16 protein-coding genes and 1 pseudogene are annotated in these 15,284 nt (G+C 58.4%); 8 read left to right on the top strand and 9 right to left on the bottom strand.

The window, feature by feature from the left end:
* Window positions 1-30: 30 nt before the first annotated feature.
* A complete protein-coding gene (locus AC244_RS02140) occupies window positions 31-960 on the bottom strand; it encodes a LysR family transcriptional regulator (protein WP_053247160.1) in 930 nt (309 codons plus the stop codon).
* Window positions 961-1,071: 111 nt separating this feature from the next.
* Here AC244_RS02140 and AC244_RS02135 point away from each other — a divergent pair, with 111 nt between their 5' ends.
* The 3 genes from AC244_RS02135 to AC244_RS02125 all read left to right on the top strand — a co-directional run bounded on the left by AC244_RS02135 (window position 1,072) and on the right by AC244_RS02125 (window position 3,702).
* Entirely contained in the window at window positions 1,072-1,824 is a 753-nt protein-coding gene (locus tag AC244_RS02135; RefSeq protein WP_053247159.1) for a 3-oxoacyl-ACP reductase family protein, read from the top strand.
* A 26-nt stretch (window positions 1,825-1,850) separates the two neighbouring features.
* Window positions 1,851-2,450 (top strand): NADPH-dependent F420 reductase, encoded by a 600-nt coding sequence (locus tag AC244_RS02130; protein ID WP_053247158.1) that lies wholly within the window; start codon window positions 1,851-1,853, stop codon window positions 2,448-2,450.
* Window positions 2,451-2,511: 61 nt separating this feature from the next.
* A complete protein-coding gene (locus tag AC244_RS02125) occupies window positions 2,512-3,702 on the top strand; it encodes an MFS transporter (protein ID WP_053247157.1) in 1,191 nt (396 codons plus the stop codon).
* A gap of 102 nt (window positions 3,703-3,804) precedes the next feature.
* Here AC244_RS02125 and AC244_RS02120 read toward each other — a convergent pair whose 3' ends face one another.
* The 7 genes from AC244_RS02120 to AC244_RS02095 form a co-directional block, all read right to left on the bottom strand.
* Window positions 3,805-5,136 (bottom strand): AAA family ATPase, encoded by a 1,332-nt coding sequence (locus AC244_RS02120; protein ID WP_234716830.1) that lies wholly within the window; start codon window positions 5,134-5,136, stop codon window positions 3,805-3,807.
* Window positions 5,117-5,638, bottom strand: a complete 522-nt coding sequence (locus AC244_RS37865; protein WP_053247155.1) for a hypothetical protein — start codon at window positions 5,636-5,638, stop codon at window positions 5,117-5,119. Before AC244_RS37865 ends, AC244_RS02120 begins: the two co-directional genes overlap by 20 nt.
* A gap of 53 nt (window positions 5,639-5,691) precedes the next feature.
* Window positions 5,692-6,309 (bottom strand): hypothetical protein, encoded by a 618-nt coding sequence (locus AC244_RS02110; protein WP_053247154.1) that lies wholly within the window; start codon window positions 6,307-6,309, stop codon window positions 5,692-5,694.
* Window positions 6,310-6,536: 227 nt separating this feature from the next.
* Window positions 6,537-6,950 (bottom strand): hypothetical protein, encoded by a 414-nt coding sequence (locus tag AC244_RS37860; RefSeq protein ID WP_234716829.1) that lies wholly within the window; start codon window positions 6,948-6,950, stop codon window positions 6,537-6,539.
* 72 nt (window positions 6,951-7,022) lie between these two features.
* Window positions 7,023-7,400, bottom strand: a complete 378-nt coding sequence (locus tag AC244_RS37855; protein WP_234716828.1) for an SMODS domain-containing nucleotidyltransferase — start codon at window positions 7,398-7,400, stop codon at window positions 7,023-7,025.
* A 10-nt stretch (window positions 7,401-7,410) separates the two neighbouring features.
* Window positions 7,411-8,181 (bottom strand): hypothetical protein, encoded by a 771-nt coding sequence (locus AC244_RS02100; protein WP_053247153.1) that lies wholly within the window; start codon window positions 8,179-8,181, stop codon window positions 7,411-7,413.
* A 12-nt stretch (window positions 8,182-8,193) separates the two neighbouring features.
* Window positions 8,194-9,633 carry an SMODS domain-containing nucleotidyltransferase gene (locus AC244_RS02095; protein ID WP_053247152.1) on the bottom strand — a complete coding sequence of 480 codons (1,440 nt, stop codon included), beginning with the start codon at window positions 9,631-9,633 and terminating at the stop codon, window positions 8,194-8,196.
* A gap of 195 nt (window positions 9,634-9,828) precedes the next feature.
* Between AC244_RS02095 and AC244_RS02090 the strand changes: the two genes are divergently transcribed.
* The 3 genes from AC244_RS02090 to AC244_RS02080 all read left to right on the top strand — a co-directional run bounded on the left by AC244_RS02090 (window position 9,829) and on the right by AC244_RS02080 (window position 11,822).
* Window positions 9,829-10,155 (top strand): helix-turn-helix domain-containing protein, encoded by a 327-nt coding sequence (locus AC244_RS02090; RefSeq protein WP_053247151.1) that lies wholly within the window; start codon window positions 9,829-9,831, stop codon window positions 10,153-10,155.
* Entirely contained in the window at window positions 10,152-11,060 is a 909-nt protein-coding gene (locus AC244_RS02085; protein ID WP_053247150.1) for an ImmA/IrrE family metallo-endopeptidase, read from the top strand. The genes AC244_RS02090 and AC244_RS02085 overlap by 4 nt, the downstream gene beginning before the upstream one ends.
* A 144-nt stretch (window positions 11,061-11,204) precedes the next feature.
* Complete coding sequence (locus AC244_RS02080) at window positions 11,205-11,822, top strand: hypothetical protein (RefSeq protein ID WP_152975816.1); 618 nt, start codon at window positions 11,205-11,207, stop codon at window positions 11,820-11,822.
* A 1,098-nt stretch (window positions 11,823-12,920) separates the two neighbouring features.
* Here AC244_RS02080 and AC244_RS37385 read toward each other — a convergent pair.
* Entirely contained in the window at window positions 12,921-13,253 is a 333-nt protein-coding gene (locus AC244_RS37385; RefSeq protein ID WP_053247148.1) for a hypothetical protein, read from the bottom strand.
* A gap of 244 nt (window positions 13,254-13,497) precedes the next feature.
* Here AC244_RS37385 and AC244_RS02070 point away from each other — a divergent pair.
* Window positions 13,498-14,406 (top strand): annotated as a pseudogene (locus AC244_RS02070) (Ku protein).
* 12 nt (window positions 14,407-14,418) lie between these two features.
* Complete coding sequence (locus AC244_RS02065) at window positions 14,419-15,228, top strand: Ku protein (protein ID WP_053247147.1); 810 nt, start codon at window positions 14,419-14,421, stop codon at window positions 15,226-15,228.
* Window positions 15,229-15,284 lie beyond the last annotated feature (56 nt).

The raw sequence follows: 15,284 nt of genomic DNA, 5'->3' as shown, positions 1-15,284 counted from the left end.
GAACCTCATCGCCGAGAGCGACAGCGGACATTATCCCAACGTACCTGCGAACCGTTCTGGCCACCTTTCACGTTGAAAAGCCTCGCTTATGAAATCAACAAACACGCGAGTTTTTGCGGGTAGCAAGGTCCGGTTAGCATAGTAGATCGAAATCGGACCAGCGTCTGCGTACCATGCAGGAATCAGCCGTATAAGCTCGCCGTTCTCGAGATAAGGCAGTGCGTCAGGCTTTGCGATCAGGGCGACACCAAGTCCCAGAACCGCAGCAGATCGCATTGCGGCCGGGTCGTTGACGACGATCCTTTCCTTCAGCGCCGCCGACTGCTCTTCACCTGCGACGTTTCGCATCTGCCATTGTCGAATTCGACCTGTCCGCAATGAACGCATGACGATCCCATCCAGCTCGGTCAGGCCCTCTGGGTCGTGAGGCGGAACGCGGGTCCGCATGTACGATGGCGAGGCAACCGCGATGATGTGGGCCGAGGCAAGGGTTTTTGCGATGATGCCCGGCGTCAGCTCGAATCCGCCACTGATCGCCGCGTCGTATCCCTCGGCGATCAGGTCAACCTGGCGATTCTCGAACATCCATTCCGGCCTGATCAGCGGGTATCGGCTCATGAACTCGGGCAGTTTGGGGAGAATGTACTCAATTCCAAATGTAGGGCTCATGCTGAGTCTCAGCACGCCTGCAGGTTCGGTCTGTTCATTGGAAGCCTCGGCAATCGCACCTTGAAGGCTCTCCAGGTGATCACGGACCGAATGGAGGAAGCGCTCGCCCGCCTCCGTCAGTGCCAGACTCCGTGTGCTGCGCTGGAAGAGCCGAAGCTTCAGGTTGGATTCCAGAGCGGCGACGTTCCTGCTGACCGCCGCTGGCGTCAGTCCCAGCCTGCGGGCTGCGGAAGAGAAGCTGCCGAGCTCGGCACTGCGGACGAAGGATTCCAGATTAGCCAGTGTTTCCATGATGCAGCTTTCAATGATCGCTTGAAATTAATAACAGCCAATACCGTCTAATCATAGGGGAATAAGGAGGCGATATTCACTCCATCGAAACCAAGCAATGGAGTGACCACAATGACCAACACCTCTCTGAAACTGTCCGGCAAGACCGCTCTCGTCACGGGCGGTTCGCGCTCTATCGGCGCAGCCATCGCAAAGCGCCTTGGGGCGGATGGAGCCGCAGTCGCCATCACCTACAGCGCAGCGCCGGAAAAGGCAGCCGCAGTCGTGAAGGAAATCGAAGACGCAGGCGGTCGTGCCATCGCCATCCATGCCGACTCCGGAAATCCTGAATCGGTGCGGGCCGCCGTGGCTAAAACAGAGGAGACGTTCGGTTCGATCGACATCCTCGTCAACAATGCAGGTATCGCACTCGGCGGTCCGATCGAGGACATCAAGTTCGAAGACTACGAGCGCATGATCGCGGTCAACGTGACGGGTGTGTTCGTCGGCACGCAGGAGGCTGCACGCCGCATGAAATCGGGCGGCCGCATCATTCATATCGGCTCTTCCATGGTCCGCTACGCAGCCTTTCCGACTGCCTCTCTCTACACGCTGACGAAGGGAGCGGTCGCGGGCTTCAACCGCAGCCTCGTTCGCGACCTCGGTCCCAAGGGCATCACCGTGAACACCGTGCACCCTGGCCCTACCGACACCGACATGAATCCGGATGGAGGTCCCGTCTCGAAGATCGTCGGCCCCGGAATGGCAATCGGCCGCTACGGCAAGGACTATGAGGTCGCCAGTGTTGTGGCCTATCTGGCGAGCCCCGAGGCTGCCTTCGTAACCGGCGCTGACATCGTCGCCGACGGCGGCTTCACTGCCTGATCACCGATCCAACCTGGAGACCACCAATGTCTATTGGCATCATTGGAGCCGGGGAGATCGGCTCCGCATTCGCCCGCGCGCTTGCTCGAAACGGCATCGCCGCAACGATCGCGAACAGCCGCGGTCCGGACTCGCTTCGGGACTTTGCACGCGAACTGACACCACACATCACGGCAGGCACTATCGAGGACGCGGCCCAGGCCGATCTCGTGCTAGTCGCCGTGCCGTGGTCGAAGTTGCCAAAGGCCTTGGCGGGTCTTCCTGATTGGGCCGGGCGCATCGTCATCGACGCCAACAACCCGATCGAGCGCCCGCTCTTTCAGCCGGCGGAACTCAATGGCCGACTGTCGACGGAAGTGTTCGCTGACCTGGTGCCAGGCGCTCGCGTCGTAAAGGGGTTCAACCATCTTCCTCCGCATCTGCTCTCTGGCGATCCGCGTGCTGAGGGCGGAAGCCGCGTCCTCTTTTACTCGGGAGACGACGCGAGGTCGAAGGCCGAAGTTGGCACACTGATCGCCAAGCTGGGTTTCGCGGGGATCGATCTCGGTCCGATCTCGATCGGTGGAAAGCTCGTGCAGTTCCCGGGCGGTCCGCTCCCCGCACTCAACCTCGTGAAATTTGGATGACGAACTTCGGCCGGACGCTCATGCCTCCGGCCGAAGGCTCTCACTAATGAGGAATCTTCAAATGGATATGCCCGTTTCATCGAGCTATGCACAGACTCGCGCGCATGCGCCACTTGCGTCCTGGGCCGCCGTCGCCAGCGTCGGGGTTGGCGCATTCGCTCTCGTCACTACGGAATTCCTCCCCGTGGGGCTGCTGCCGCAGATCGCCGCAGAGATTGGAATCAGCGAAGGGCAGGCTGGCCTGATGGTCACGACGCCGGGCGTCCTCGCCGCCATCGCCGCCCCTCTCACCATAGGCCTTGCGGGTCGGTTCGACCGCAAGCACGTGCTGGTCCTTCTTTTGGGTCTGCTCGTGCTGTCAAATGCGATTGTTGCGACGGCGGCCAGTTTCCAGGCGTTGATGTTCGGTCGCGTTCTGCTGGGGATCGGGGTCGGTGGCTTCTGGACGATCGGGGGATCGCTTGGTCCGCGCCTTCGACCCGGAGCGGAGGGCGGACGCGCGACATCTCTGATCTATTCCGGTGTTTCGCTGGGAACGGTCGCCGGGGTGCCGGCGGGCGCGCTCGTCGGGAATCTGCTCGGATGGCGTCTTTCATTCGGATTGGCAACTGGAGTCGCCATTTTCGTCGTTGCTGCGCTCCTGTTGCTCTTGCCCTCGATCAAGCCACAGCAGTCATCCGGGTTGGCTCAAATCCCCGCGGTCCTTCGAAACCGAAAGACGCAAGTAGGCCTGCTTGCCTCTGTCCTGATATTCATCGGGCAATTCGCCGCCTACACCTACATCACACCTTTTCTCAACCAGGTCGCGCACATCGACGCCGCCGGGCTCAGCGCGCTCCTTCTTGGATACGGGATTGCTGGGTTTATCGGGAATCTCTTCGGCGGCTGGGCAGTCGGCAAGCAATTAAATCTTGCCTTGTCCGGAACCGCTGCGTTGATCAGCTTGTCCGCATTCGGCCTTGCAGGAACCGGGAACAGCGCCGTGGCCGCAACGATCTGGACGCTCGCTTGGGGCTTCGGCTTTGGAATGCTTCCGATCGCCATGCAGACCTTTATGTTCACCTCGGCCCCTGACAAGCTTGAAAGCGTGGCGGCGTTGTTTGTTTCGACTGCGCAACTAGCCATCGGAGCGGGCGCCTTGGTTGGCGGTCTCGCCGTCGATCATTTTGGCGTCGCTAGCGCTCTATTGATTGGTGGTGGTGCGGCCTTAGCGACCACTCTAATAGTCGTCGCGTCCACCGGAAGACGTTAGAGCGTCTTATGTCCCCCTCATAACACCGGCAGCAGTGGGCGATATCTGAAAGATTCGCTGCTTCGCTGAGGGGGACTGAGCGCAACAGCCGTGGCACAAGGGTCACATGGCCACTCGTTGAGACGGCTTTCCTTGCTCGCCCAGCACGTCCAAGACCTCTTTGCCCGGCAACTCCAGACGCGAGACCAGTTGATCGGTGAGGATCAAGCAAGCCTTCCAGTGCCGCTGGAGGATCCCTTTCGAGCGATCAAGCTGCTCCTGCAATGTGCGGTCGACCCGTTCGATCAGCATCGGATCGAGATGGCCGACCTCCTCGATACGGCGCCGACTGAGATCGCCATAGGAGGCAAGCTTCTCGCCCATGCCATATGATCGCTCCAAGGCGATCGCTGTCTTCGTGGCCTCGAAGAGATCGGATCCATCGTTGCCTGCGACACCGTCATCGTGGCCACCCAGGAACACCTCCTCCGCAGCCATGCCGGCCATGGTCATGGCGATCAGGTCGAGATAGTGCTCCTTCGTTCTCCGAACCCAGGTGCCGCGTCTGAAACGCGCCTGACCTAGTGACTGCACGCTGTCATCGACCCTGATCCGGCCGACGATAGCAACTCTCACGAGATCCATTCCGAGCACTGCGCCGACGACGGAATGGCCGATCTCATGGACGGCATTCGCCCTCATGATGTTCGGCGGGATGTCCGCCATCAAAGGAAGATGAAGAACTACGTCCCCCTTCGTGATCGGTCCACGTCGACGACGTGCCGACCTACGGGCGCTGCGGACAATCTTCTCGATCTCGGCTCCGGAAAGCCCTTTTGTCGCCTCGGCGAATTCTCGATGGTTGTCGCTGGAAAGGCAGTCATTCAGGTGCATTTTGAAGATGGCCTCGCGGGTGTGCTCGTCAGGGAGGGAAATCATCACGTGCCGATCAAGCCGTCCCGCTCTGAGGATTGTGGCATCGACCATGTTGGGATGATTGCAAGCGCCGACAACGATTACGCCCTCTCTCCCTTCGATGCCGTCGAGCTCTTCCAAGAGGCCATTGATTGCCTTGATGTCGTAGGACGCATTGCTCCCGGCTGCTCCGTCGCGTGAACCGAAAGCATCCAGCTCATCGATGAACAGGATGGTCGGAGCGGCATCCTTCGCCTCCTTGAACGACTTCTGCATGGCCTTCAGGAAGTCATTCAGATACCCTTTCGCCTGCCACTTGGCATACGAGGTGGCGATCAGCGTGACCTGGCATGAGGCGGCAAGCGCGCGGGCGAACATGGTCTTGCCCGTTCCCGGCGGGCCGGAGAGAAGCACTCCCTTGTCGACGTCCTCCCATGAAATCGTCCCGGCGCGCCAGTCGGCCAAGTCACGCACCAGATCGAGGCCCCAATCCTTCGCCTCTCCGTATCCTGCGAGGTCTTCAAGACGGATTTCTGACACCGCCCTGGAGTCCTTCGGCCGTGGCTTCGCAGACTCTGTCTTCGCCATCTTCTCGAGGATCGAGAAGGGTGGCCGCTTGCTGCTGGCTGACGCTGATGCCGTACGCCCATTGGACCACGCCACGAACAAGGCGGCTGCTGGGAGGTGGAACCTGCACAACCGCGTCGAGGGCATATCTGAGGTCAGGCGGAACGGCATCCTCCGACTTGAAGAGGATGATAGTCTTCTTGTTCTGCATCATGTCCATCACGGCCTCGAGCGAAGGCTCGGACTTCTCGTCATCGAATGCCCTGACCTGATCCCGGAAGCGGAAGTCTAGTTCCCGGTCGAGAACCACGAGCGCAGCCCGGATGTATGTGACCCTGCGATCCCAGTCGGGAACGACGATACCGATGGAATAGCGGTTTGCCCGAGTGAATGGACGCATGGCCCCGCTGATGGATGCATACGCCAGGAATTCAGGCAGCGAGAAGCCGTCCTGGTCGCGAGAGATGTTTTTCATTGTTTTACCCCGGATCGAAGAAGGTGACTGCCGCCGCGCGATTGCACGTCACGTCATCCCCGTATCCGGCGCACCTGCGTTTCCGGGCTGATCAGGGCTTCGTCGAGATCGATCTCCAGGAATCCTTGGAGGATGAGCGATGCCAATGTCGGCATCGGCCGTCCTTCCCGGATCGCCGACAGGCATTCTGCAACAGTGAGCGATCCCATTTCCTCGAGGCCGGCAAGGAGACGAATCCTGTCGCCGAGCGGCGCTCGGTAGAAGCCGTATCGGAGAAGATCCCTGGCATTCCGGAGGCGGAAGCTGTCGGCGAAGTCGATCATAGCCACAGGGCGGTATCGGTGCCCCATGGATTCGATCGCGCTGGAGAGCCAGCGTGGTGGCGATGGCTCTTCCTGCCCGACATCGATGAGGAAGGATCCGCCTTCCGTGGTCAGCAGGAAGAAATCGACTTGGTATTCGTCGTCCCCGTCACGTAGCAGCGGTGGCGCGGCGCTCCATCGAACGACATCGGGATCAAGATCAAGCAGGCACGCGAAGTCCCTCGCCTGCTGCGACCGGAACTTGGCGGGGCCATCGCACTTGATGGTCGCCATCGGGGTATAAATCGGTGAAAGCGTGACCTTGTGCGGGACAGCATCGTCCCTCCGGTCATTCGAGATTACCTTCATGGCATCCCTCGGAAACGAAAACGCAGAACAGGGCGACACCGGACGAAGCCGGAGTGCGTCAGCGTATTCGTGTCGAGTGGCGCGCGAAGGTGTTCATGGGCGAGAACGAATATAGAACATGTAGGAGGGCGTCAAGGACCATTGTTGCCGCCGATGGTTTCGAGATACTGAAGGCGGCCGCGGCGAGATACAGGCGCAAATAGGTGGCCTTGCGCACTATGCCCCTTTCATCCATATCCAGGGAAGTAATCGCCGAAGACAGTCTGCCAGTCCTCGATCGCTGACCTCACGAAGCCGTAACTAGCGTTGCTTTCAGCGGCGACCGATTGACGATACGCCTTATCCAGGGCGGCAATGATCTTGTCTGCTTCCGACTTGGCGAGATATGAGGCGACATCGTCGCTGTAGCCGGCGGGGTCGGCGATCTTGACCCAGACTTTCCCCCTCATCTTGTCGAACGCCCAGCGGGCGCCGCTTGCATAGTCACTGATGGTGACGTCCTGCAGGACATGTCTGACGAGTACTTCAAGATGGAAGGAGCGGAGTAGGTTTCCATTCGACCGGTTCCAGCACTTGAGCATCTTTATAAGCGGAACGAGTGCGCCGTTGTGAGCCTTGTTGGATTGGGACCAGAGCTCCACGTGCTTTTTGGGATCCGTAGGAATCCATCGCTTGAGATTCGCGTCGGGAATAAGAAAGCCTCCGCCGGTCCGCTAGAAGCCCGGCACGACGTCGACCTCGAAATCCGTGAACGTGATGGTCACGGCCTGTCCGTCGGGTTTTATCCTCGGTGTCGAGGGGTATTTCTTCTTGAGCGTGGTCATTACCGATGTCAGCAGCGCGTGCTGGTTCTTGGCCGCGTAGTACCTCGGATCAAGGACGGCGAACACATCGATGTCGGCGCTCTTAAGGGGCGCGATCATCGTGCTGCGGCGATAGGATCCGGTAAGGAAGGTGTCGAGGACCACGAAGTCCTGGGAGACCGCATCCCGCACATTCTGTTGGCGCGTAGATGTCGTGCTCTCCTGCAGGTTAGAAATCTCCAGATTGGTCTTGAACTGTTGGAAGGCACCGGCAACTGTCGTGGCCATGGATGCAGCCTCAGATACCGATGCGAGCGCGTATGCGCTCCCATTCGGCGGTCAGCGTTGGGTTCTGCTCATTGAAGATCTTCGTGGATAGGAGGATCGCAGCGGTCGATTTGGTTGTCTCGTAATAGGCGAAGAATTCGATGATCTGGGCCTGAGTGATGGACTTGGATGCCCCCCGACCGCCGTTGAAGAGCCTGTTGAAGTCGTTGAAGAGGTGTTCGCAGCGCATGCGGAGCCATTCCATGCGAACCAGTCGTCCGACGATTTCCCCGCTGAAGATTGCTTGCGCCGCAACGCCGATGACCTCGAGATCGGTGGAGGGATATGCCATCGCCGCAATCCAGACCACGAGATAGCCAAGCGTCGTTATCCGCTGGGACCGCAGCATCTTGCGAACAATGGAGCGCGTAAAGAATACGCTCTCCATGGAGTTCGCGGCCAACCGCCTGAGCGGGTTCGTCTGGTCGTTATTGTAATAGCCGACAGTCTCCTCATGCGTGAGCGCGACGTTGAAGCTGTTGGATAGCGCCTCTTGCCGCCTCGCATCCTCGGCCCTTGGGAAGAGGTAGATGTTCTGAACCTGTCCATGCACGAAGAAGAGCAGAGCGCCGATCAGGAACGCTATCTGGAGAGCGATGTTCGCCTGCGGATACGCGGCCTTGTCGATAAAAAGAGTGACGATGGACAGGATGGAGATCACCCAGAACAGCCAGCCTCCGATGGTGTCCATCAGCGTGAGTGGGGCGTAATAGTTCTTACTGACGGTATCGACCTTAGGCATTCGTTTCTGCTCCTACTTAATCACGACGTAGAACGGGTCGCTCTGGCCAACAACACGATCGTCGCGTCGCCTGATGATGAAGGCTTCGGCCATATGGACACCGCGGTACTGCAGCCCCTCCCACCGGCGATCGCCTTCAGTGGGTTTTTCGAAGCCGCCTCTCCCGCACTTCTGGGCCATCGCGGCTGCGCCCGTGTTCGTGATGCGCCACCGAACGTAGCAGTCAGATGGAACTGCCTGGAACTTGTTGATGCGCACATCGAACCAGAGCCCGCCCTTGGGAGCGAGTGCCTCACCCGAGCTGATCCGGTGCCCCCTTCCCTTCAGCTTGGTACCGCTATGCTCCGCAAAGACCTGAACATTGCGCGAGACGGTTTCCGCCATCGGCCAGGGCGGTGCCTGCTGATGTGGCGGCTTGTTGAAGATGGACGGAAGGATTCCCACCCCGTAATCGATCACGGTGTCGACAAGTCCGTCAAGATGGGCGGCTGTGTCCATGAGAAGGACCCGTGCGCGATCGGTCACTGAAGCCTCGGCCTTCTTGACGTTCTCGCCCTTCGCGAAGTCATCGCCGAAGACCCTGCACCATTTCTCGATGCTTTCGGCGCGGTTCGGGGCCTCAATGGCGTCATCGATCCACGTCCGGTACTTGTGCACGAAGTTGCGAAAGTTCGCGTACTGGGTGTCGTTCCAAAGATCCGCGAAGTCCTGCGATTTCAGGGATGGGTTCTCCACCTTCGGCTTTTCAGGGCGTTCCTGCAGCCAGTCGTCGAGCCTTCCCATGATCGTCTGGAGGGCGCTCGGCGTGTCGGCGAAGGCCGTGGTGTCCTTGTCCCACCACTCGATCCGATGGCCGATTAAGGTCGTCAGCAGAACTGACTGGCAACTGAACCGCTTCTTGATGTCGCGGATGTACTTGATCAGCCGCGTTGCCTTCCGGAAGGAGTTGTTGCCCGAGTATCCGTTCTTTTCCTTGATCCAGCGGGTGTACTCGATCGGCTGAGACTCTTCGAATTCGTCGGCGCGCTTGTTGCAGACCTCAAGCGTTCCCTGATATTCGCGATCCGTCACCAACGGCGCGATGTCGATCTTGCAATCATCGGCGTAGGTGATGGTGACGCAGTAATCGTAGACGACCGTCATCTCGCCATAGCGCTTGCTATCGCGGAAGACGCGACCGAGTTCTTTCACGTACTGGGCGGCGCTCCAACCGTCGACGGGTTTGACCTTCACGAGCAGGTCAGCGTCGAACTCCCCCTTGTCGACGGGACGGATGATCGTGTCGTGCGCCCACGACCCCTGCTCGATGAAACGAAGGATCTGCGGGTCCCAGTCGGATGCCCTGAGAAAATCTTTGATGGCGTCGACACGAGCTGAGAGCAAGTCGATGCGCGTCTGATTGAGGTTGACGGTATCCTCCAGGAAATCCTTGAAATCACTTACAAGTTTCATGCTGCTTCCGATCTCGCTTGACCCGCACGCTGCGCCGCGCCTTGATGTCTACTAGCCAGCCCCGACCTCAGAGCGGGTTCGCCGTAATACTTCGTTAAATATCGCTACTCCGAACAAGATGGAGATGTTGCCTTCCAGAGTCAAGGGCCATATTGTACTGCTACACCGAACAACAAAAACGAGAACGGTACCGCCATGGCAAAGCCGACATTTGGAACAAGAATCAAAGAGTTACGCACGCAGAAGGGCTTGACGCTCGACCAGCTCGCGACGGCTACGGGTTCATCCAAAAGCTACATCTGGGAACTGGAGAACAAGGATCCTCCGCGTCCTTCCGCAGAAAAGCTGGCGACAATCGCGGTAGCTCTCGGTGTTACGACCGATTACCTGATCGGGCGCGAGGAGGTCACGCTCGCTGATGCCGAGGACAAGGCCTTCTTTCGTGAATACAGTCAGATGGACCCCGACACCCGCGAGAAGATTCGAGCGATGGCCAAGGTTCTTGGAGGCAAGAAAGATTGACACCGAAGTCGCCGAGAGCCGTTGCTAACAACATCTCGCTGGTGCTGAACACGATGTTTGGCAATGACAGGTTCGAGCGCGGGCCTGTTAACGTGGACGAGGTTGCACTCGAATACACGAAGCAGATCTCGCCAAGCAGTCACATTGAGCAGATCGTCGGTGATGATCTGCCTGGATGCGAAGGTGCCCTCGTTCCAGGCGATACCACGCCCCGGCGTTGGGCGATCATGTACGACAAAAAGCAGAACGCGGGGCGCCGGGCCTACACCGTTGCGCACGAACTCGGACATTTCATGCTTCACCGGGATCTTGTCGATAAGGATCCTGATTTTGACGGTGGCTTCCATTGCACGAAGGAAGCCGTCGAGCATGGCGCCGGACGAAACATCGAGAAGGAAGCGAACGAGTTCGCTGCCACGCTCCTCATGCCCCTCGATGACTATCGGCGGTTCATCCCCTCCGATCAGCTCGCTGACTTCTCTCGTTTGGGCGAAGCGGCCGCAAGGTATGGTGTATCGCTCACGGCCGCGACGCTGAGGTGGCTCGAGTATACGACATCGCGGGCCATGGTCGTCGCGTCCGTGGATGGCTTCGCGCTCTGGGCGAAATCTAGCGATGCGGCCCTCAAGTCAGGTCGCTTTCTCCGGACTAAAAGCGACCTGTTTGAACTGCCTGCCGCTTCGCTTGCTGTCAGCAAGCTGTCGCGAGACGAATCCTTGGAGGGCATTCAGCAGAAGGCAGGCGTTTGGTTTCCGGAGCCGACTTTCGAAATGTGCATGAGGACAGATCGATATGACTTCGAGTTGACGCTTCTACATTTTGAAGGCAAGGCGCCAGCCTATCAAGCCGAGGATGATTTTCAGGACTCGTATACGCAGTTTTTCCGACTGGGGGCGCGGGCGTAGACCACTACTGCTACGCGGCCTGCAACCCAGCGAGTACCTCGGACAGAGATGAGTTCTGGTCGTTGAGCGCTTCAATGCCGGCTTGCGACGGTCCCTATTTTTGAGGCGACGCTCGCTCATTTTGTGTGCGACCAGAAGGCGATCATGTCGAGCGAAGGATTCGAGACGTTTATGGCGATTTTACCCGACAGCTTTAAAGCCTTCCGATATCAGACCGGAATTGATCGCGTCTGCGATGCATACAGGGCATCGGCGGATAAGATGAACGAGGCGCTCAGTCAAGCTAAACAGGCCTATGCACAGTATGACCAAGCCGGCGTCGATGACTCGGAATATGACGAGGATGGCATCCTGCTTGGCTCCACCGCGCATTCGCTCGCCCAGGCAGAGATGGACGCTATCTTGGCGGTTAGTGTCGTACGTGAAGCCTTCGTTACCAGCGCCTTTCACTATTGGGAGCGGTCCGCGAGAGCATGGACCGGGCTTCATGGCAGGCGCGATCACTTCGGGATACTGAGTACCGAGAGCGCCAAGAAATACCCCCTCAGTCCGCAGCTCGATAACCTGAACCGCCTCAACAATCTGCTGAAGCACAACAGCCATCGCATAGATCCGACACTCGTTGACGCGCGCCCGGATTACTTCGCTTCCCCTTTCCCCTCGGCAAACAATACCTCTCCTCAGAGACTGCGACTGCGTCTCCTCCACGAGCACGTCGAGGAAGCATTCGATATCGTGAGAGCTTCTGGGCCGACGTATTAGACCTCACCGCGCGGGATGAGGATGTCAATGGACAAGGATCCCTGTGGAGGATTCAACGATGACAATGCAGGTTGGTATCGTCGCGATTCTCGGCTGGTTCGAAAGGCTCGATCCAGCTTCTGGAGATAGCATGGAACATAGGTAATTGGGCTCACAAAACTCGACCGAATGCGCAGTTTACGCTGATGCCGAGCAGGGCTGCTTCAGTTTACACTGATGACCAGCACAGTGCACGCCACAGCGCTCGCATGTTCCCAAAAGCTGAATGATTTCTATGATTGTCGGTGTACGCTGATGACGAGCGCTACAACATTTGTAACGCTTGGCATCAGCGTGCACCAGCTTGCCAACAGCGTGCACCCTGCCCGCCAACAGCGTACACCGACTTCCAGAATACTGAATGAAAACAATGAACTAGCCGTTTTGGTGCCCGTAGCGTTCGGCGTCCGGATGTGAGGTTGTTCCTGGCGAAATCGAACTGGGGCATGATTGGGCCTCCGTTTGCGCCGTATCCTGCCCAACTTTCCCTAGCGACCTTTCGGCTCCGATGAAAAGGACTGAGTCCTTGAAGTAGCGATTGATCGGCCGTTACTCATTTGGTGGTAAATTCGTTCATTGACGGTTTTAACAAGAAGATATTTGGCAGGGATGGATTGCTTGTGGATTCGCTTTCGAATCCTGTTGAGCCGGGGTGAATTCCAGGCGAGGTGCGCCTTAATATGACTGGTCGGCCATGGCCACCCGGCTCAAACTCTCCTGGAAGTTTCCCAGTGGAACCTCTAGGAGGAGATTTAGGCGAATGGAAAGCGGGCTTCGTGTCGCCGACGGTCTCTCAAAACCTCCGCGCCCGTGCCAGATAGGCTTCGAAGGCAGGCGTTCCTGACCGCGACCTCGGTGGCCGGCGCAGCTCGATCCTCGCCAGCTCCTTGATGGAAGCGCCAGTCAGTGACGCTTTGTCGAAACACGGGTGTCGCGACCGCTCCAATCTTGGGGACATAACGTAGCCACCATAGAAGGCCGGTGTCTGGAAGCCACCGCGGCGGAAACTCCACGTCTCCGGAACCGAGGAACACCGGATGTCGGCTGTCGGCCCATCGATCAACGATCACTGCCCAGCGGAATGATCCAAGCTCTCAGCTTCGGTTCGGCAGAGCGGGCGTAGGTGAGTGCATCAGAGAAGGAGAACAGATCCCTTTTTGAGCCGGATGCCGTCGGCCACCCACGCCATCGAGCTATAAGCGGACAAAAATCAATGAGTGCCGAGCTGGTCGCCCTGGTCGCCTCGCCCGGCTTGGCCACCGTCTTCGCCTTTTGACGCTTGTCGGCGGACAGCGAGCGGCCGACATCGACGCTTTCCTTGAACTGCCCCTCCTTGTCGCGGCGAACGTAGTGCTTGTCTGTTCCGGTATTGATCAATTCATGCTTAGACATGGGGATGATCCTCCTTGTTGGAAACAGGAAGAACGCGTGAGATTCCAACGAGTTGCGTGACAACCTCGCAGTGAGTGGCACGCTCGGACGCTGTGGGCCGAGCGTGAAAGGCTGCAACCAGGGAACGAACCGGATTCAAAGTCGGAAGAACACTCCATAAGTCATTGAAAAATGATTCGTTTCGAGTTGGAACGAATCACCTGCACACGCTTTGAATCGCCGTAGTGATTCGGAGTGCAGAGCTATGGCGACAGGACATCGTGCCCAGTGGAAGGGTTTCATAAAGTTCGGCGAAGTGAGATGCGGCGTTGCTCTCTACACCGCCGCATCCACGTCAGAACGGATCACCTTCAATACGATCAACAAGGCAACAGGCAAACAGGGTTAACCGCGTATTCATCGACAGCGAGACCGAGGATCCGGTACCGAAGGAGAAGCAGACCAAGGGCTTCGAGATAGACAACGGCCAGTACATCATAGTGATCCGGAAGAGGTCGCTGCGACGATCCCTGAGAGCAACAAGACCCTGGAGATCGAGGCCTTCATCCCCTGCTCCGATGTCGATGATGTCTACTTCGACAAGCCCTATTATTTGACACCCGACAAAATGGGCAGCGACGCGTTCGTAGCACTGCGGGACGGCATGGCGCAGTCAGAAGTGGCCGCCATCGCCAGAACGGTTCTTTTCCGCCGCATGCGCACAGTGCTAATCCGGCCGCACGGGAAAGGCTTTATAGCGACGACCCTCAACTACGACTACGAGGTAAGGTCTTCAAAGAAGGCGTTCGAGGAGATGCCGAAGATCAAGATCGAAGGCGAGATGCTCGACCTCGCCAAGCACATCATTTCGACGAAGAAGGGCGAGTTCGATCCGGCGACATTCGATGATCGCTATGAGGCTGCGCTCGCCGAGCTCGTGAAGGCCAAGGTCGAGGGCAAGGCCCTACCGAAGCCAAAGAAGGTGGAGGTGTCGAAGCCGAACGATCTGTTGGCCGCGCTCCGCGAGAGTGCTGGCATGATGAGGGCTGCAGCCGACAAGCCGAAACGGACGGCTGCAAATACCAGCGCTGGCACCGCACGGGTGCGTGCCTCCCGCGGCCCGACAGCGAAGTCCGCCCGTTCAAAGGCTGCTCCGCACCGCAAAGCTAGCTAAGGAGGTGGGGCTATGGCACCGCGCTATTATTGGAAGGGCTACCTCAAGCTTTCCTTGGTCACCTGCCCTGTCGCAATGACCCCTGCTACCAGCGAGAGCGAAAAAGTCCGCTTTCACACCCTCAACAAGGATACTGGCAATCGCGTCGTCTCGCAGTACATCGACTCCGTCACGGGGAAGCCGGTCAAGGACGAGAATGAGGGCAAGGGATATGCCCGCGGCGAGAACGACTATGTGATCCTGACCGATGAGGATCTCGATGCTGTCGCGCTCGACACGGTGAAGACGATCGACATCGAGAAGTTCGTGTCCGCCGACAGCATCGAATGGATCTACCTCGAGAAGCCCCACTACCTGATGCCCGACGATGCCGTCGGGAACGAGGCCTTTGCAGTCATACGCGATGCCATGAAGGCGGACGGCGTCGTTGGCGTATCGAAGCTGGTGATAGGCCGTCGCGAACGCGCCGTCATCCTGGAACCCCGCGATGAAGGGATCGTCCTCTGGTCGCTCCGCTTCGGAGACGAGGTAAGGCCGGAGGAAGCCTATTTCGAGGATATCGACGAGAATGCCGACCCAGATCTCGTCCCGCTCGTACAGCAGCTCATCAAGCAAAAGACGAAGCGCTGGTCGCCCGACATGGTCAGTGACCCCATCCAGGAGAGCCTTCTGCAGCTCATTGAAGGGAAGAAGAAGCTCCTCCGTCCGAAGAAGGCAACAAAGGGTAAGAAAGAGGAAAAACCCGGTTCCAACGTCGTGGATATCATGTCTGCTCTGCGCAAGTCCCTGGAGGCAGATCTGAAAAACCGGAAGGCGGGATGACCATGCATTTGACCACGCCAATCAAGCACGACGCCCGTGGCTGGCGAATCGATTTT

This window comes from Ensifer adhaerens (assembly GCF_001270265.1).
GTDB lineage: Bacteria > Pseudomonadota > Alphaproteobacteria > Rhizobiales > Rhizobiaceae > Ensifer > Ensifer adhaerens_B.
Note: the sequence above shows the minus strand (reverse complement) of the source record. Positions and strands in the feature narration are given on the sequence as shown.

Bases quoted from the DNA above. Each gene is read 5' to 3' on its own strand.
- AC244_RS02140 (WP_053247160.1), bottom strand. From the start codon at position 960: ATGGAAACACTGGCTAATCTGGAATCCTTCGTCCGCAGTGCCGAGCTC.
- AC244_RS02135 (WP_053247159.1), top strand. From the start codon at position 1,072: ATGACCAACACCTCTCTGAAACTGTCCGGCAAGACCGCTCTCGTCACG.
- AC244_RS02130 (WP_053247158.1), top strand. From the start codon at position 1,851: ATGTCTATTGGCATCATTGGAGCCGGGGAGATCGGCTCCGCATTCGCC.
- AC244_RS02125 (WP_053247157.1), top strand. From the start codon at position 2,512: ATGGATATGCCCGTTTCATCGAGCTATGCACAGACTCGCGCGCATGCG.
- AC244_RS37865 (WP_053247155.1), bottom strand. From the start codon at position 5,638: ATGAAAAACATCTCTCGCGACCAGGACGGCTTCTCGCTGCCTGAATTC.
- AC244_RS02110 (WP_053247154.1), bottom strand. From the start codon at position 6,309: ATGAAGGTAATCTCGAATGACCGGAGGGACGATGCTGTCCCGCACAAG.
- AC244_RS37855 (WP_234716828.1), bottom strand. From the start codon at position 7,400: ATGGCCACGACAGTTGCCGGTGCCTTCCAACAGTTCAAGACCAATCTG.
- AC244_RS02100 (WP_053247153.1), bottom strand. From the start codon at position 8,181: ATGCCTAAGGTCGATACCGTCAGTAAGAACTATTACGCCCCACTCACG.
- AC244_RS02095 (WP_053247152.1), bottom strand. From the start codon at position 9,633: ATGAAACTTGTAAGTGATTTCAAGGATTTCCTGGAGGATACCGTCAAC.
- AC244_RS02090 (WP_053247151.1), top strand. From the start codon at position 9,829: ATGGCAAAGCCGACATTTGGAACAAGAATCAAAGAGTTACGCACGCAG.
- AC244_RS02080 (WP_152975816.1), top strand. From the start codon at position 11,205: ATGTCGAGCGAAGGATTCGAGACGTTTATGGCGATTTTACCCGACAGC.
- AC244_RS37385 (WP_053247148.1), bottom strand. From the start codon at position 13,253: ATGTCTAAGCATGAATTGATCAATACCGGAACAGACAAGCACTACGTT.
- AC244_RS02065 (WP_053247147.1), top strand. From the start codon at position 14,419: ATGGCACCGCGCTATTATTGGAAGGGCTACCTCAAGCTTTCCTTGGTC.